The 17,243-nt window shown below is 70.2% G+C and carries 15 protein-coding genes, 1 tRNA gene and 1 riboswitch; of the genes, 3 read left to right on the top strand and 13 right to left on the bottom strand.

From position 1 onward, the window contains the following. Positions 1 to 84: 84 nt before the first annotated feature. Complete coding sequence (locus ABZ930_RS17985; protein ID WP_361548736.1) at positions 85 to 399, bottom strand: hypothetical protein; 315 nt, start codon at positions 397 to 399, stop codon at positions 85 to 87. An 87-nt stretch (positions 400 to 486) separates the two neighbouring features. On the opposite strand from ABZ930_RS17985, the gene ABZ930_RS17990 reads away from it, so the two are divergent. Continuing rightward, complete coding sequence (locus ABZ930_RS17990; RefSeq protein ID WP_018529767.1) at positions 487 to 717, top strand: DUF4287 domain-containing protein; 231 nt, start codon at positions 487 to 489, stop codon at positions 715 to 717. An 82-nt stretch (positions 718 to 799) separates the two neighbouring features. On the opposite strand, the gene ABZ930_RS17995 is transcribed toward ABZ930_RS17990, so the two are convergent. From ABZ930_RS17995 to ABZ930_RS18005, 3 genes are all read right to left on the bottom strand, one after another. Then, entirely contained in the window at positions 800 to 1,696 is an 897-nt protein-coding gene (locus ABZ930_RS17995; RefSeq protein WP_361548738.1) for a Bax inhibitor-1/YccA family protein, read from the bottom strand. Positions 1,697 to 1,832: 136 nt separating this feature from the next. Then, positions 1,833 to 3,008 (bottom strand): 4-hydroxybenzoate 3-monooxygenase, encoded by a 1,176-nt coding sequence (locus tag ABZ930_RS18000; protein ID WP_361548740.1) that lies wholly within the window; start codon positions 3,006 to 3,008, stop codon positions 1,833 to 1,835. 258 nt (positions 3,009 to 3,266) lie between these two features. Next, positions 3,267 to 3,349, bottom strand: a tRNA-Leu gene (locus ABZ930_RS18005). A 408-nt stretch (positions 3,350 to 3,757) separates the two neighbouring features. Here ABZ930_RS18005 and ABZ930_RS18010 point away from each other — a divergent pair. Then, on the top strand, positions 3,758 to 4,528 hold the full coding sequence (locus ABZ930_RS18010; protein ID WP_361548742.1) for an ABC transporter ATP-binding protein: 771 nt from the start codon (positions 3,758 to 3,760) through the stop codon (positions 4,526 to 4,528). Between the two features lie 118 nt (positions 4,529 to 4,646). Further along, the gene (locus ABZ930_RS18015; RefSeq protein WP_361548744.1) at positions 4,647 to 7,193 is read left to right on the top strand and encodes an FtsX-like permease family protein; all 2,547 of its coding nucleotides are present in this window, start codon (positions 4,647 to 4,649) and stop codon (positions 7,191 to 7,193) included. Positions 7,194 to 7,291: 98 nt separating this feature from the next. Here the strand turns inward: ABZ930_RS18015 and ABZ930_RS18020 are convergent, their stop codons facing one another. The 9 genes from ABZ930_RS18020 to ABZ930_RS18060 form a co-directional block, all read right to left on the bottom strand. After that, positions 7,292 to 8,593, bottom strand: a complete 1,302-nt coding sequence (locus ABZ930_RS18020; RefSeq protein ID WP_361548746.1) for a cyclopropane-fatty-acyl-phospholipid synthase family protein — start codon at positions 8,591 to 8,593, stop codon at positions 7,292 to 7,294. A gap of 231 nt (positions 8,594 to 8,824) precedes the next feature. Beyond that, on the bottom strand, positions 8,825 to 10,222 hold the full coding sequence (locus ABZ930_RS18025) for an NAD(P)/FAD-dependent oxidoreductase (protein WP_361548748.1): 1,398 nt from the start codon (positions 10,220 to 10,222) through the stop codon (positions 8,825 to 8,827). Positions 10,223 to 10,600: 378 nt separating this feature from the next. Further along, positions 10,601 to 11,335, bottom strand: coding sequence for a hypothetical protein (locus ABZ930_RS18030; protein ID WP_361548750.1), 735 nt, complete (start codon positions 11,333 to 11,335; stop codon positions 10,601 to 10,603). Between the two features lie 41 nt (positions 11,336 to 11,376). Beyond that, positions 11,377 to 12,321: a Ppx/GppA phosphatase family protein gene (locus tag ABZ930_RS18035; RefSeq protein WP_361548752.1), complete on the bottom strand. Its 945-nt coding sequence runs from the start codon at positions 12,319 to 12,321 to the stop codon at positions 11,377 to 11,379. After that, positions 12,318 to 12,851, bottom strand: coding sequence for a DUF501 domain-containing protein (locus ABZ930_RS18040; protein WP_361548754.1), 534 nt, complete (start codon positions 12,849 to 12,851; stop codon positions 12,318 to 12,320). Before ABZ930_RS18040 ends, ABZ930_RS18035 begins: the two co-directional genes overlap by 4 nt. Before the next feature lie 26 nt (positions 12,852 to 12,877). Next, positions 12,878 to 13,378 (bottom strand): septum formation initiator family protein, encoded by a 501-nt coding sequence (locus ABZ930_RS18045; protein WP_361548756.1) that lies wholly within the window; start codon positions 13,376 to 13,378, stop codon positions 12,878 to 12,880. 123 nt (positions 13,379 to 13,501) lie between these two features. Next, a complete protein-coding gene (gene eno / locus ABZ930_RS18050; protein ID WP_207827959.1) occupies positions 13,502 to 14,788 on the bottom strand; it encodes a phosphopyruvate hydratase in 1,287 nt (428 codons plus the stop codon). Positions 14,789 to 15,064: 276 nt separating this feature from the next. Further along, positions 15,065 to 15,766 carry a transglycosylase family protein gene (locus ABZ930_RS18055; RefSeq protein WP_361548758.1) on the bottom strand — a complete coding sequence of 234 codons (702 nt, stop codon included), beginning with the start codon at positions 15,764 to 15,766 and terminating at the stop codon, positions 15,065 to 15,067. Positions 15,767 to 15,770: 4 nt separating this feature from the next. Next, positions 15,771 to 15,928: riboswitch (cyclic di-AMP (ydaO/yuaA leader) on the bottom strand. Between the two features lie 181 nt (positions 15,929 to 16,109). Further along, positions 16,110 to 17,114, bottom strand: a complete 1,005-nt coding sequence (locus tag ABZ930_RS18060) for a transglycosylase family protein (RefSeq protein ID WP_361548760.1) — start codon at positions 17,112 to 17,114, stop codon at positions 16,110 to 16,112. Positions 17,115 to 17,243 lie beyond the last annotated feature (129 nt).

Here is a 17,243-nt window from a genome sequence, read left to right on the forward strand (position 1 = left end):
CCCCTGAAACGAGCGAAGCTCGTTTCAGGGGCGCGGGGAACTGCGCGGCCGGCCACGACGAGAGCCGCAGACGGAGGACGAGCCCTAGACCCCGGCCCGCTTCATCCCGGCCTCGACCATCTCGACAGCCCGTACGAGATCGTCGGCATCGCGCAGAGCCACCCCGAGATCCCGCCCCGCAACGGTGAGTTGATCAGCGGCGGCGAACATCCCGGCATCCGGCATCTCCCGCACCGCAGCCGCCCCCGGCGACTCCAGCCGCTGAGCCCACCCGGACAACTCCCTGGCCAGCTCCAGAGCCGCCGCGGCGGCCCCCCGCTGCAACCGGCTCTGCGGCGCGGCCCGCAGCCGGTCCGCGAACAGATCCACCGCGGCAGTCAAAGGCGTCGTATCAAGCACTTGGCGACTGTAGCTGTTTACAAGGCCCGGATGCTCAGGCACGGTGACGTGAAGACCCGGCCACATCGAAGCGTTCCGGAGGCGCCGATGTCCCAAGTCTTCTCCGAGGAGACCCACCGCAATCTGCTCGCCCGCATCCCCCACTGCACCGGTCGTGAAGTCTCCGACTGGCTGCGCACCGTAGAAGAAGGCCCGTGCTTCCTTCGCTTCGAAGAGAAGGTCAGCTGGCTGCGCGGGGAGCACGACCTCGCGTACGGCCACGCCAAGGCGATCGTCCATGAGTACGACCTGAGGCGCGCCGCCCGGCGGTTCGGATAACCGCCACGACTCCCCCCGCACCGACACGGCAAAGGGCCCGCGCACCGGAGTGCGCGGGCCCGGAACTGCGGTAGGACTACCGCTAGTCGTTGCCCTGGAGGATGGCGATGAGCCGCAGGAACTCCATGTAGATCCAGACGAGGGTCATGGTCAGGCCGAACGCGGCCAGCCACGCCTCTTCCTTCGGGGCGCCGTACGCGATGCCGTCCTCGACCTGCTTGAAGTCGAGGGCCAGGAAGCACGCGCCGAGCAGGATGCCGATGACGCCGAACAGGATGCCGAGGGGACCGCTGCGGAAGCCGAGGCCGTCGCCGCCGCCGATGACCGCGAACAGCAGGTTCACGGCCATGAGCAGGATGAAGCCCATCGCCGCGGCCATGACGAAGCCGTAGAAGCGGCGGTTGACGCGGATCCAGCCCGCCTTGTAGGCCACGAGGACGCCGACGAAGACGGCCATCGTGCCGATGACGGCCTGCATGGCCGCGCCGCTGGCGATGTGGGTGTCGACGACATTGGAGACGACGCCGAGGAAGACACCTTCCAGGGCGGCGTACGCCAGGATGATCGGCGGCGACGCCTTGCGCTTGAACGCCTGGACGAAGCCCAGGATCATCGCGATCAGACCCGCGCCGATGGCGATGCCGTACGACTTGGGCAGGTTGTCGGCGTCGACCGGCAGCAGCGCCCAGGCGAGCGCCGCGGTGACGACCAGGGTGCCCAGCGTGGTGGCGGTGCGCATGACGACGTCGTCCATCGTCATGCGGCCGGTGGTGGCCGGCGCCTGCGGGGCGCCGTGCTGGACGTCCGTCTGCGCGTACGGGTTCTGCGCGTACGGGTTGCCCGTGGGTGCCTGCGCGTACGGGTTGCCTTCGGCCGTGCCGACAGCGGGGCCCCCGGCCTGCGGCTGCGCGTTGAACTGCGCGTAGCCGTTGTCGCGGCTGAACCCCCGTCGCGAGAAGACCGGGTTGCTGCTCCTCATTTCACTCCTCCGTGGCCACCGTGTATGGCCTTGCCATCAAGAGTAATGGTCTGGCAAAGATACGACCCTAGTGCTCAAGGAGGATCTTTCCCATCCTGTTACGGATGAACGTCGTGCGACCCCCCGGTGTTCCGGCTCACAGCGGGAAGCCCGTGTACGCCTCCGCGAGGTCCGTCTCGGCGGAGTGTGCCGAGGTCACACGGTCGAGCAGGGCGAGCTGGATCTTGTCGTCGAAGGCCGTGGCGTCGGGTGCGCGGTGCAGCATCGTCGTCATGGCGTAGCTGAACCGCTCGGCCTGCCAGACCCGCCGCAGGCAGGTCTCGGAGTAGGTGTCGAGGGGCGTGCTGTCGCCCTTGTCGCGCCGGGCGATCAGGGCGCGGGCGAAGGTGACGACGTCGCCGACGGCGAGGTTGAGGCCCTTGGCCCCGGTCGGCGGGACGATGTGGGCGGCGTCCCCGGCGAGGAAGAGCCGGCCGTGCCGCATCGGTTCGTGCACGTACGACCGCATGGGTGTCACGGACTTCGAGGTGACGGGTCCGCGGGCGAGGCGCCAGTGCGGGTCGTCGACCTCCAGGCGGCGGTCGAGCTCGTCCCAGACCTCCTCGTCGGACCAGTCGGCGGCGTCCGTGTCCGCGGGGACCTGGAGGTAGGCGCGGGTGACCGACGGGGAGCGCATGCTCAGCAGGGCGAAGCCGCGCTCGCTGCGGGCGTAGACCAGCTCGTCGTGGGACGGGGCGACGTCGGCGAGGATGCCGAGCCAGCCGAAGGGGTACGTGCGCTCGTACGTGGCCGAGAGCGCGGCCGGGACCGCCTTCCTGGCCACTCCCCAGAAGCCGTCGCAGCCCACGACGTAGTCGCAGTCGAGGACGTCCTCGCGGCCCTCGTGCCGGAACCGGACGCGCGGGCGGTCCGTCTCCGCGCCCTCCACGGCCAGCGCCTCGGCCTCGAACAGCAGGGGGCCGCCGTCGGCCAGCTGGGCGGCGATCAGGTCCTTGCAGACCTCGGTCTGGGCGTAGACCATCACCTGCCGGCCGCCGGTCAGGGCCGGGAAGTCGACGCGGTGGCGGCGGCGGTCGAAGCGCAGCTCGATGCCGTCGTGCGGGAGGCCCTCGCGGTCCATGCGGGCGCCGACACCCGCCGCGCGCAGCACGTCGACGGTGCCCTGCTCCAGGATTCCGGCGCGCTGGCGCTGTTCCACGTAACGGCGGTCCCGGCTCTCCAGGACGACGGACTCGATCCCGGCGTTGTGCAGCAGCCGGGCCAGGAGCAGCCCTGCCGGTCCCGCTCCGACGATGCCGACGGTGGTGCGCATACGGATCCCTCTCGCCTCGCCTCGTTGCGTGCGCCCGCGATCCCGCCCATCCATCCTGTTCGCGTAGCGAACTTTCGTTCATCACGGGTTGCCGTGGATCATCCGCCCGGGCGCGCATGAGTGTCAATGGTTCGGAAACACGGGGAACGTGAGGGGCGCGGACCGCGCGAGGCGGCGGGGCTTCGGAGCAGGGCGCCGGTGGCATATGACGGAGCATCAGGAGCGCCCCGTGAGAGGGTCGTCGGGATGCGGCGGAGGTGCCCGGAACCGGACTTGAACCGGTACGCCCGCGAGGGGCAGCGAGGTTTAAGCTCGCCGTGTCTGCATTCCACCATCCGGGCAGGCTGAGCGGCTCCGCGTCGACCTTCCGAGCCTATCCGGCGGCATCCCCCGAACAGCGGAACAACAGCCCGATGTTGTCTTATTTTATTGACGTCTGAGGGTGCATCAGCCCCTGACGGAGGCTATCCGCACTTGCCGGAGGCCCTTCCACGGACGCGTGCCCCCGCTCGCGGATTGACGGAATTTCACCTCCGCCCCATGTGCGGTACGGCAGGTTCCGGTCAGCGGGGTTCCCGGGCGGCGCCCTCAGGGTCCCGTGTCATACCTGGGGATGACTCCGGCGCTCCCGGTCCGCCGGAAGTCGCCCCCCGGAACGGGAACTGCGGCTGACTCCGGCGGCGCGATCGGCACGGACGATGGAATCAGTCCCCGATCACCTCTCCCCCGACGGACAGGAGCACCCACCCGTGACCACCACCCCCCTCGCAGGCCGGACCACCACGGCGGCCGCCCGCGCCACGGATCTCTCCAAGGTCTACGGACAGGGCGAGACCCAGGTGGTCGCGCTCGACCGGGTCTCCGTCGAGTTCCGGCAGGCCGAGTTCACCGCGATCATGGGCCCGTCGGGCTCCGGCAAGTCGACGCTGATGCACTGCGTCGCGGGCCTGGACACCTTCTCCTCCGGCTCCGTCCGCATCGGTGAGACCGAACTCGGCTCGCTCAAGGACAAGCAGCTCACCAAGCTCCGCCGGGACAAGATCGGCTTCATCTTCCAGGCGTTCAACCTGCTGCCGACGCTGACCGCCCTGGAGAACATCACGCTCCCCATGGACATCGCGGGCCGCAAGCCCGACAAGCAGTGGCTGGAGAACGTGATCCAGATGATCGGCCTCTCCGGCCGCCTCGGTCACCGCCCCTCCCAGCTCTCCGGCGGCCAGCAGCAGCGCGTCGCGGTCGCCCGCGCGCTCGCCTCGCAGCCCGACATCATCTTCGGCGACGAGCCCACCGGAAACCTGGACTCGCGCTCCGGCGCCGAGGTCCTCGGCTTCCTGCGCAACTCCGTGCGCGAGCTGGGCCAGACGGTCGTCATGGTCACCCACGACCCCGTCGCGGCGGCCTACGCGGACCGCGTGATCTTCCTGGCCGACGGCCGGATCGTCGACGAGATGTACCAGCCGACGGCGGACACGGTCCTGGACCGCATGAAGCGCTTCGACACCAAGGGCCGCACCAGCTAGCCGACCCGGCCCACGAGACTTCGGCCCCTACGGCGCACACGCCACGGGGCTCCGCCCCGGACCCCGCTCCTCAATCGCCGGAGGGGCTGGATTTACTCACCCTGGACTGAGCTGACCCATGTTCAAAACAGCCCTGCGCAACGTGTTCGCGCACAAGGCCCGCCTGCTGATGACGGTGCTCGCCGTCATGCTCGGCGTCGCCTTCGTCAGCGGCACCCTCGTCTTCACCAACACCATCTCCTCCGCGCTGGAGAAGTCCTCCGCCAAGGGCTTCGACCACGTCGACGTCGCGCTCACCCCCGGCTTCACCAAGGCCGAGGGCGACAAGGTCGGCAAGGAGGTGAAGCTGACCGACGCCACCCTGAAGAAGGCCGGGAGCGTGCCGGGCGCCGCCTCGGCGACCGGCGTCGTCAGCGGCTACGCGGCCGTCGCCGACCAGGACGGCAAGCTGGTCGGCAACGGCTTCTCCACCAAGGGCGGCAACTACTCCGGGACCACCGGCAAACCTGACGACCGCTACCCGCTCGCCCAGGGCGCCGCCCCGCACGGCGCGAACCAGGTCGCCCTGGACTCCGAGACCGCCGAGCGCGCCGGGTACAAGGTCGGCGACCAGGTCCGGATGTCCGTCGACGGCCCGGTCCTCACCCCGACCCTGACCGGCGTCTTCACCACCGACGACGGCAACGTGGCGGCCGGCGGCTCCCTCGCCCTGTTCGACACGGCGACCGCGCAGCAGCTCTTCCACAAGCCGGGCGCGTACGACGAGATCGACGTCAAGGCCGCGGCCGGCACCAGCCAGGACCAGCTGAAGTCCCAGCTCGACAAGGCGCTCGGCAGCACCGCCGTCGACTCCGAGACCGGCCGGCAGCTCGCCGACGACCAGGCGAAGTCGATCGCCACGTCGATGAGCTCCATGAAGACGATGCTGCTGGTCTTCGCCGGCATCGCGCTCTTCGTCGGCATCTTCATCATCGCCAACACCTTCACGATGCTGGTCGCCCAGCGCACCAAGGAACTGGCGCTGCTGCGCGCCGTCGGCGCCTCGCGCCGCCAGGTCACCCGGTCCGTGCTGCTCGAGGCGTTCCTCGTGGGCGCCGTCGCCGCCGTCACCGGCCTCGCGGTCGGCATCGGCATCGGCGCGGGCATGCGCACGCTGATGAACGGCACCGGCGCGGTCATCCCCGACGGCCCGCTGGTGATCTCGCCCAGCACCGTGGTCTCGGCCCTCGTCGTCGGCGTCTTCATCACGATGCTGGCCGCCTGGCTGCCGGGCCGCCGCGCCGCGAAGATCCCCCCGGTCGCCGCCATGAACGCGGTGCACGCCGCCCCGACCGCCAAGTCGCTGGTCCTGCGCAACACGCTCGGCGCGCTGGTCTCCGCCGCCGGTGTCGTGGCCGTGCTCGCCGCGACGACCATGAGCGGCAGCTCCGGCCAGGCCCCCATGGGCCTCGGCGCGGGCCTGCTCGTCATCGGTGTCTTCATCCTGACGCCGCTGCTGTCGCGCCCGCTGATCGCCGCCGCGGCCCCGCTGCTGCGCGCCTTCGGCATCTCGGGCAAGCTGGCCCGGCTCAACTCGGTCCGCAACCCGCGCCGCACCGCCGCCACCGCCTCGGCGCTGATGATCGGGCTGACCCTGATCACCGGCCTGACGGTGATCGCGGGCAGCGTCCAGGGCGCGATCAACAAGATGGCCGCCGACTCCATCAAGGCGGACTACGTCGTCTCCATGGCGAACGGGAACGCCCTGTCCCCCGACGTCCTGAAGACCGTGGAGAAGACGGACGGCGTCACCGCGTCCACCGGCCTGACCAACTCCCCGTCCCGCGTCGGCGACGAGACCGAGTACCTGACCGGGGTCAACGGCAGGACGATCCGGCAGCTCGCCGCGCTCGACATGAACAGCGGCCGGTTCACCGTCGACGGCTCGGACATCGTGGTCGACGGCAAGACGGCGAAGGAGTACGGCTGGAAGACCGGCTCGTCCTTCACCACGACCTACGAGGACGGCAAGAAGCAGCGGCTGACCGTCGCGGGCGTCTACGAGGGCAACGAGATGATGCGGGGCGTCCTGATCGACTCCGCCACCCTGAACCCGCACCTCACCGAAGGCACCGCGGCCACCGACATGCAGGTCATGGTGAAGATGTCCGGCGGCGCCACCGAGGCCAACCAGGACAAGCTCACCAAGGCCCTCGGCGAGAACCCGGCGATCCAGGTCCAGGACAAGCAGGACATCTCGAACCAGATCGCTCAGATCTTCACGCTGATGCTGAACATGCTCTACGGCCTGCTCGCCATGGCGGTCATCGTCGCCGTCCTCGGCGTCATCAACACCCTGGCGATGTCGGTCTTCGAGCGTCAGCAGGAGATCGGGATGCTCCGCGCGATCGGCATCGACCGCAAGGGCATCAAGCGGATGGTCCGCCTGGAGTCCCTGGTGATCTCCCTGTTCGGCGGCGTGCTCGGCATCGGCCTGGGCGTGTTCTTCGGCTGGGCGGCCGGACAGCTGATCGGCAACTCGATGTCGACGTACGAACTGATCCTGCCCTGGGGCCGGATGGGCATCTTCCTCGCGCTCGCCGCGGTGGTCGGCATCCTGGCGGCCCTGTGGCCGGCCCGCCGCGCGGCCCGGCTGAACATGCTCGCCGCGATCAAGTCCGAGTAGCGGACCCGACGCACGCACGAAGAGGGGGCGCCCGGTGTTTCACCGGGCGCCCCCTCGGCGTACGGACACGTGCAAGCGCGTGCGGGACGTACCAGGGCCTAGTTCCAGGTGCGGGCCCGCAGCGGCATCCCGGACGCCCCGCCCGGCGTGGTCCTCACCGCGAGGATCTGGTTGACGCCGATCTTGTTGCGCTCGAAGCTCAGGGCCGACGCGGCCATGTACAGCCGCCAGATCCTGGCCCGGCCGGGGCTGACCAGCTTCAGCGCCTCGGCCCAGCGGGCCTCCAGGTTCCGCACCCACTGGCGCAGGGTGAGGGCGTAGTGCTCCCGGATCGCCTCGATGTCGCGCACCTCGAACCCGGCCCGCTCCAGGAGTCCGGCCGTGGTGCCGACGGGCGCCAGCTCCCCGTCGGGGAAGACGTACGCGTCGATGAACTCGTCGACCTCGTACGCCGACTCGTCGCGCTGCGGGCGGCGCGCGATCTGGTGGTTGAGCAGCCGCCCGCCGGGGGCCAGGAGGGCGTACAGATCGTGCGCGTACTCCAGGTACCGGTCGGAGCCGACGTGTTCGGCCATGCCGATGGAGGAGATCGCGTCGTAGGGGCCGTCGCGCACGTCGCGGTAGTCCTGGACGCGGATCTCGATCCGGTCGGTCAGCCCCTCGTCGGCGACGCGCTTGCGGGCGAACGCGGCCTGTTCCTGCGAGAGAGTGACGCCGACGACGCTCACCCCGTGCTCGCGGGCCGCGTGGATGGCCATGGAGCCCCAGCCGCAGCCCACGTCGAGCAGGCGCATGCCGGGCTTCAGGTCCAGCTTGCGGGAGATCAGTTCCAGCTTGTCGCGCTGGGCGGATTCGAGCGTCGCGTCGGGCGACTCCCAGTAGGCGCAGGAGTAGACCATGGACGGGCCGAGGACCAGCTCGTAGAAGTCGTTGCCGACGTCGTAGTGGTGGCTGATGGCCTGCTTGTCGCTGCCCTTGGTGTGCAGGTGGAGACGGCCCTTGCGGCGCATCTCCTCGGCGGGCGGCGCGGGCGGCGGGTACGGGCCCGCCAGCTTCACCAGCTCGCGCACCCCGGCCCGGACACCCGGGTCCTTGAGCGCCTCGGCGAGGCTCCTGCCCGGGGCATCGTCGTCGTGCTCCCAGATGAGGCCCGCCATCACGTCCAGCGCCTCGTACAGATCACCCTCGACGTCCAGGTCGCCGGCCACCCAGGCGCGGGCCAGGCCCAGTTCGCCCGGCTTCCACAGCAGGCGGCGCAGGGCGCGCCGGTGGCGTACGACGAGGACGGGTGCGTCCGGGGGCCCGGCCTCCGAGCCGTCCCAGGCGCGAAGGCGCACGGGGAGTTCGGTGCCGAGCAACTGCTCGGCGAGATTCTTCAGCCGCTGTGCGGCGTCCTGCATGGCGCACACCTCCGTGTCGTCGGAGATACCGGAGCGCCCCGAAAAAGCGGTCCGGTCCAACAAGAGGTAAACACCGACCGACCGCTTCCGCAGTCCCGTTACCGGGTTACGGAAGGGCAAAATACATGTAGCCACCATGTAATTTGTCCGGTTGCGCCCGTCCGGCAACGCCGAAGGGACCGCCTGCACCACGGATGGCAGGCGGCCCCTTCGGGCTGGTACGGCGTGCGGCTAGGAGGCCTTGGCCTCGGCCTTCTCCTCGGCCTTGGGCGCCTCGGCCGCGGCGGGCTTGGGCGCCGGCTTGGCGGCCTCGTAGAACTCCTCGCGCGGAGTCTCCAGGGCGCCGAGCGCGGTGATGTCGCGCTTCTGGAACATGTTGATCGTCCACTCGGCGATCACACGGACCTTGCGGTTGTACGTCGGCATGGCGAGCCCGTGGTAGCCACGGTGCATGTACCAGGCGAGACGGCCCTTGAGCTTGATCTTCATCTTGCCCATGACGATCATCGCCACGCCCTTGTGCAGGCCCAGACCGGCGACCGCACCCTTGTTGGCGTGCTTGTACTCGCCCTGCGGGAAGCCCCGCATGCCCGAGACCACGTTGTCCGCGAGGACCTTGGCCTGGCGCATGGCGTGCTGCGCGTTCGGCGGGCACCAGGCGTTCTCGTTGCCCGCGGCGCGGCCGACGAGGTCCGGGACCTGGGCGTTGTCGCCCGCGGCCCAGATGTAGTCGGTGCCCTGCACCTGGAGGGTGGCGGCGGTGTCCACGTGGCCGCGCGGGCCGAGCGGGAGACCGAAGCGGGCGAGCGCCGGGTTCGGCTTCACACCGGCGGTCCACACGATGGTGTTGGCGTCGACCTCGAGGCCGTTGCTGAGCACCACGTGACCGTCGACGCAGGACGGCATCGTCGTCTTCAGGTAGACCTCGATACCGCGCGACTCCAGGTGCTTGCGGCCGTACGTGCCCAGGTCCGGGCCGACCTCCGGCAGCACCTTGTCGGCGGCGTCGACGAGCACGAAGCGCATGTCCTCGCGCTTCACGTTCTTGTAGAACTTGGCCGCGTCGCGCGCCAGGTCCTCGACCTCACCGATGGTCTCGGCGCCCGCGAAGCCACCGCCGACGAAGACGAAGGTGAGCGCCTTGCGGCGGATCTCCTCGTCCGTGGTCGACTCGGCCTTGTCGAGCTGCTCGAGGACGTGGTTGCGCAGGCCGATGGCCTCCTCGACGCCCTTCATGCCGATGCCGACCTCGGCGAGGCCCGGCGTCGGGAAGGTGCGGGAGACCGCGCCGAGCGCGATCACCAGGTAGTCGAAGGGCACCTCGTACGCCTCGCCGACGAGCGGGGCGACCGTGGCGACCTTGCGGTCCTGGTCGATGGTGGTGACGCGGCCGGTGAGAATCTCGGCTCCCGGCACAGCGCGTCGCAGCGGGACGACGACGTTGCGCGGCGAGATGCTGCCGGCGGCGGTCTCGGGGAGGAAGGGCTGGTACGTCATGTACGAGCGCGGGTCCACGACCGTGACGGTCGCTTCCGCGTAACGCATCTTCTTGAGGATGCGACGCGCTGCGTACAGGCCTACGTACCCACCCCCGACAATGAGGATCCTGGGACGCTCCGTGGTGCTCATGCCATCGAGTATCCACCCGAGTGGAGGGGGGTGCTCGTGCGCCCCTTCACAAGGTTCGACCACCCCTCTGCTACACTTCGCCGCCCACGTGACCCATGTCATGGTCCGCCGGGGGAACCGCGCGGCCTCGCCAGTCGTTGCACACCCCTCTTGAGCAGCGACAGTGGGCATTCGGCGGTACTGGACCACTCCCGGATTTCATCCGCGCGTAACACCTGTGGAACCCCGCCGGACACCTCCGCCAGAGCCCTTCGCGGGCCCCGGACGGACCCAAGGGCCCGTAACGGCGTCCAACAGGGCCGAATTCCTTGTGAAGAACTTCACGAACTTTCCCGACGGAGTGTCGCCGGGGGGTGTCGCGGGCCCCTCCAGGGGTGCTCAGACGCCGTGCGGCGTGCTCAGAAGTGGGGCGTCGGCGGCCCTGCGCTCCTGCCGCCACCGCCACCACGCGAGGGCGAATCCGACGCCCGCGAGCACCGCGGGGACGGCCAGTTCGACGGCGAGGGACGCCATCCAGTCGGGGTTCAGCTGCTTCGTGATGCCACTGGTGTAGCGGCAGGTCGCCTGGGGCGGGAGGAAGCCCGGATCGAGGGTCTCCGGCGGGCTGGAGCCCCAGTCCGCCCCGGCCGCGCACGCCGACGAGGGGCCGGCCAGGAGCCGCCATCCCACCAGCGCGTAGAACCCGGCGAAGACCGCGCCGGTCACGAAGAACGCCGTACCGGTGCGGGTCAGCTTGGCCGCTCTGGACATCGGCATCACGTGATCGCGGCCCGGGGCCGGTTCGAAGCACTCGGCGACCAGCGCCACCAGCAGACACCCCACGAACCCCGCCATGGCCAGCCACAGCAGCGCGGCGAGCGGCCACCGTCCCCCGATGGACGTGACGTCCCCGCCGGCGAACTCGCAGACGGTCGCGGGCGGGAACGCCTGCTGCCGCACGTCGCCGAGGGCGCCCGAGCCCTTGATGAGCCCCTGCATGCACCGCTCGTCGAACTCCATCATCCCGAAGAGCGCGAGCCCCGAGCAGACCACCAGGGCGCTGAGACAGATCCCTGCCACGGCCCACAGCGGATCGGTCCGATAGGCGCCGTACCGCGCCGTCGTCTCCCCCATGCGCGGCACCCTACAAGGGCGCCGCGCCGCGAGGGCCGGGGTCAGGCCACGGACCAGGCGATCCCGTCGAGGATGTCGTGCTCGCTGACCACGACCTCCCGCGCGCCGGTCCACTCCATGATCAGCCGCAGCACCAGCGCGCCGGAGGCGATCACGTCGACCCGGCCGGGGTGGATGACCGGCTTCAGGGCGCGCTGGTCGTGGGTCGAGGCCAGCAGCCAGTCGGTCAGCTCGGCGACCTTCTCGTACGGGATCCGGGAGTGGTGGATCGCCGTGGAGTCGTACGCGTCCAGGCCGAGGGCGAGGGCCGCCACCGTCGTCACCGAGCCGGCCAGGCCGACCAGGGTGCGGGCGGAGCGGAGCGGGACGACCTGGGTGACCTTGTCGAGGGCCGCGACGATGTCCTCGCGGATCGCCTCGATCTGCGCGGCGGCGGGCGGGTCGGTGATCTGCCCGTCCTCGCCCACCAGGTGACGCTCGGTCATGCGGACGCAGCCGATGTCGACGGAGAGGGCGCTGTCGACACCGTCCCCGCCGACGACGAACTCCGTGGACCCGCCGCCGATGTCGACCACCAGGAACGGCGTGTCCAGGTCGGCGCGGCCGGTCAGTTCCCTCGTCGCGCCCGTGAAGGAGAACTGGGCCTCCTGGTCGCCCGTGATCACCTCGGGCTCGACGCCCACGATGTCCAGGACGCCCTGGACGAACTCGTCGCGGTTCTCGGCGTCGCGGGACGCCGACGTCGCGACGAAGCGGACCTTCTCGGCGCCGAGTTCCTTGATCACGGCGGCGTACTCGCGGCAGGCGGCGAAGGTGCGCTCCAGCGCCTCGGGGGCGAGCCGGCCCGTCCGGTCGACGCCCTGGCCGAGCCGGACGATGGTCATCCGGCGGTCCAGGTCGACCAGCTCGCCCGTTTCCGGATTCGCGTCCGCGACGAGGAGCCGGATCGAGTTCGTACCGCAGTCGATGGCGGCGACCCGGGTCATTCGCTCTCCTCCACGGCGCAGGCGCTCACGCACGGACCCTTCTTCCACCACTCGGGCAGCATGGCGATCGCCTCGTCGCCGAGCGGGTTGACGCCCGGGCCCGCCGCGAGGGAGTGGCCGACCAGGACGTGCAGGCACTTCACGCGGTCCGGCATGCCGCCCGCGCTGGGGAAGCCCTCCAGGACCTCGATGGCGTCACGGCGCGCGAGGTAGTCCTCGTGGGCGGCGCGGTACTGGCGCGCCAGCTCCGGGTCGGTCCCCAGCCGCTCCGTCATCTCCTTCATGACGCCGTTGGCCTCCAGCGTGCCGATGGCGGAGGCCGCGCGGGGGCACGTCAGGTAGTACGTCGTCGGGAACGGGGTGCCGTCCTCCAGGCGCGGGGCCGTCTCGACCACGTCCGGGTTGCCGCACGGGCAGCGGTGCGCGATGGCCCGCAGGCCGCGCGGCGGACGGCCGAGCTGCTCCTTGAACGCGTGGATGTCGGCGTCCGTGGGCTCGGTGCGCTCGGTCTGGGGCGGGGGCGTGTCCATGACTGTTCTCGAGTGTCTTTCGTGTGTCAGTTGGCTGCTGCCTGGTCGGCCTTGTCGACGCCGTCCCAGACGTTCGAGTACCAGGCGCGCTCGGCGGGGCTCTGGTCCGGGCGCCCGGAGGAGGTGGCCCGCGCGTCGGGCACGACGTAGCCGGTCTCGCCCGGCATCACCATGTGCAGGCGCTCCCGGATCCGCTGCTCGGCATACGCGTCGTCCTGCCAGCGGGCCTTCTCGTCGCGGAGCCGGTCGACCCGCTCCTTGGCCTGCTGCTGCTGGCGCTGGAGGTCCGCGATCTCGCCGCGCTGGGAGACGTACTGCCTTATGGGATAGGCGAGCGCGACGACGAGGGTGCAGACGACCAGGGCGAGCAGTGCCGCGCGGCCGGTGAGCCGGGAGCGGCGCGCCTGGCGCTTGGTCTGCGAGCGGTAGACCCGCTCGGCGGTCTGTTCGCCGAGCAGGCGCAGGCGGGTCGCCGTGGAGAAACGGGCCGAGTCGTCACGGCCCCTGTCTCGGAGCTTTCCCGGCATGGCTTCTCCGCCTCCCCGTCCGTCTGCCTGGCTGTGTTCCTACGTGCGTACGTCCCCGCACACGGTACGGGACCGAGTGCGGGGACGTACGGAACTACTGCCTCAAGCGGCCGTCGGGGCTGGTCAGCCCTTGAACCGGGGGAAGGCGCTGCGGCCGGCGTAGACGGCCGCGTCGTCCAGGATCTCCTCGATGCGCAGGAGCTGGTTGTACTTGGCGACGCGCTCGGAGCGGGCCGGGGCGCCGGTCTTGATCTGGCCGCAGTTCGTGGCGACGGCGAGGTCCGCGATCGTCACGTCCTCGGTCTCGCCCGAGCGGTGCGACATCATGCACTTGAAGCCGTTGCGCTGGGCGAGCTCGACGGCGTCCAGGGTCTCGGTCAGCGAGCCGATCTGGTTGACCTTCACCAGGAGGGCGTTGGCCGAGTTCTCCTCGATGCCGCGGGCCAGGCGCTCCGGGTTGGTGACGAAGAGGTCGTCGCCGACGAGCTGGACCTTGTCGCCCAGCTTCTCGGTGATGACGTGCCAGCCGGCCCAGTCGTCCTCGTACAGCGGGTCCTCGATGGAGACGAGCGGGTACGCGGAGACGAGCTCCTCGTAGTACTCCGTCATCTCGGCGGCGGAGCGCTCCTTGCCCTCGAACTGGTACTTGCCGTCCTTGTAGAACTCGGAGGCGGCGACGTCCAGCGCGAGCGCGATCTGCTGGCCGGGGATGTAGCCGGCCTCCTTGATCGCCTCGAGGATGAGGTCGAGCGCGGCGCGGTTCGACTCCAGGTTCGGGGCGAAGCCGCCCTCGTCGCCGAGGCCGGTGGACAGGCCCTTGGTCTTCAGCACCTTCTTGAGGGTGTGGTAGACCTCGGCGCCCCAGCGAAGGGCCTCGGAGAAGGACTCCGCGCCGATCGGGGCGATCATGAACTCCTGGATGTCGACGTTGGAGTCGGCGTGCGACCCACCGTTGAGGATGTTCATCATCGGGACGGGCAGCAGGTGCGCGTTCGGACCGCCGAGGTAGCGGAACAGCGGCAGGTCGCTGGCCTCGGAGGCGGCGTGCGCGACGGCGAGCGAGACGCCGAGGATGGCGTTGGCGCCGAGCGAGCCCTTGTTGTCCGTGGCGTCCAGGTCGAACATCGCCTGGTCGATCAGGCGCTGCTCGGTGGCGTCGTAGCCGACGAGCTCCGGGCCGATCTGCTCGATGACGGCGAGGACGGCCTTCTCGACGCCCTTGCCGAGGTAACGGTTGGGGTCACCGTCGCGGAGTTCGATGGCCTCGAAGGCTCCGGTGGAGGCGCCGGACGGAACAGCAGCACGACCCGTGCTGCCGTCGTCGAGGCCGACCTCGACCTCGACCGTGGGGTTGCCTCGGGAGTCCAGGATTTCCCGGGCTACGACGACGTCGATGGACGGCACGAGCATCTCCTTCTGGGATGTGACGCGGACTGTGCGGGGCCGGATGGTTCGGTCCCGACCCACTGAGCCTAACCGGCTCCGGGGCATCGGCCAGCCGACCGCCCGGCTCGTGGACAAAGCCCGGAGCGAAATGTTTCTTAATGGAACAAAGACAGCAGCCCCCGCCCACTGCATGGGGCGGGGGCTGCTCAGGTGAGCGGCCCACTGGGGGTGGGGACGGGGGTGCGGCGGGGGCTCGGCGTCCGCCGATGCCGGGCCCGTGGCGCTCCCGCGGGGTGCTGCTTACTTCAGGTGGAGCTGCTGGCCCGGGAAGATCAGGTCGGCGTCCTTGACGATGTCCTTGTTGAGCTTGAACACCTTCTGCCAGTTCGTGCCGTGGGCGTCGGCGATCTTGCTCAGGGTGTCGCCGGTCTTCACCTTGTACTCGCCGTCGCCCTTCTCGACCTTCTGGCCGGTCGGGGTGGTGACGGTGTCACGGGACTGCGAGCGGGAGGCGGCCGACGAGTCGGTGTGCTGCTCGGTCGACTTCTGCTCCTGCTGCTGCGGCCGGCTCTGCTGCGGCTGCGACTGCTGGGTGTCCTGCTCGGCGGCCGGGGCGGAGTTGCCCGTGGAGGCGCCGGAGAGGCCCACACCGCAGCTCGGCCAGGCGCCCTTGCCCTGCGAGGCGAGGACCTTCTCGGCGACCGAGATCTGCTGGGCCTTGGAGGCACCGGCGGCGGAGGACGCGTACTGCGTGCCGCCGTAGGCCGCCCAGGTGGACGGCGAGAACTGGAGGCCACCGGAGTAGCCGTTGCCCGTGTTGATCGACCAGTTGCCACCGGACTCGCACTGCGCGACCTGGTCCCACTCGGAGGTGGAGGCGGCGGAGGCGGAGGTGGCGCCCATCAGCGGGACGGCGACGGCGGCACCGGCGACACCCGCGAGGGTGGCGACACGGACTGCCTTGGACGGGCGGCGGTGCTTGCCCTTGCTGGAAAGCAGCATGGAGAGATCCCCTCACCGACGCCTACGAGGTGAGCTGTCGGGTTCGGGCCAGTGAGTGCCCGGCCGCGCATCCTTGTGCGCGACTTAACCCCAAGCCGTCTCGGTCTCCCTCGACGGCGGCTTACCTGGGTCCCCCGCTCCTGCCTACGGCGCTGACGCGTCGACTGTTCCCGTACGGACGTTGGCAGGATTCGGCGTGACGTCCGGCGGGGCCCGCTGTGGCGAGCGGTCACGACCGTAAGCAGTCGATCCGTCCGATTTCAAAGACGATCAGGGTCTTTGAGACTCATGTCTCACTCGAACAAAAGTGGACATACAAGCCTCAAAGACCCCGTAACTCCCGCTACTTTTCGACCGATTCGAGCCCAAGATCCAGACTCTGACCAGGAAGGATGAGGTCGGGGTCGGTGCCGACCGTCTTCTTGTTCGCGTCGTAGAGCGCGGCCCACCCGCCTTGCACGTCATGGGCGTCGGCGATGTCCCAGAGGTTGTCACCCGAGCGGACCACATAGGCCTCGCCGTCACGCTGGTCGGCCCGGGAGGCGTGCCGGCCGTCCCCCGTACGGGAGTCGGCGCCGTCGTCGTCGGCGCGGTCGCCCCGGTGGCGGCCACGGGCCGAATCCTCGCCGGAGGACGCCGAGTCGGCGACGGACGGGGAGCCCGACTCCGTGGCGGACGGGGTCGTCGCGTCGCCGCTCACCCCGCCCTCCTTGCCGTTACCCGAGGTATCGGCGGAGCTGTCGGCTGACGGTCCGTCGGACGCCTCGGCCGTCGCTTCGTCCGAGGCGTCGGCCGACGACTTGTCCGATGTGCCGGACTCGTCGTGACTCTTCTCTCCCGAGTCCGAGTCCGAACCCGAGTCGTCGCCGGAGTCGGAGTCCGTGTCGGCGTCCGCGCCCTTGTCCGACGAGCCGGCCGTGTCCGACGGCTGCGGGGAGGCACTGGCACCCGGGTCGACGTCCGCCGAGCCGTCGCCCTGGACGAGCCCCGCCGTCGTCGAGCAGCCCGGCCAGGCGCCCGGCCCCTTGTCGTCGAGGACCTTCTCGGCGACGGCTATCTGCTGCGAGCGGCTGGCCTGGTCGGCCCGCGGGGCGTAGTCGAGCCCGCCGTACTGCTCCCAGACCTCCTGCGAGAACTGCAGGCCGCCGTAGTAGCCGTCGCCCGAGTCCAGGCTCCACTGCCCGCCGCTCTCGCACGCGGCGACGTTGTCCCACGTGGTGGCGGTCGCCGCACTCGCGCCCGTCGCGCCGAGCAGCGGGATCGCGATGGCGCTGCCGGTGACTCCGGCGGCGACGACGAGAGCAGGGGCCTGGCGGGGGCGACGGTGTCGGCCGTTCCCGGAGAGCATGCGGTTGCCTTTCGCGAGACTGATACTGCTGCACGCGACAGGGTGGACGTGTGGTGCCTGTTGTGCGTGTGTCGCGATGACTGGTGAACGTAGCGGGACTCGAACGCTTGTCACAAGTCGATGCAGCGC

It is taken from the genome of Streptomyces sp. NPDC046716, from assembly GCF_040645755.1.
Classification (GTDB): Bacteria; Actinomycetota; Actinomycetes; order Streptomycetales; family Streptomycetaceae; genus Streptomyces.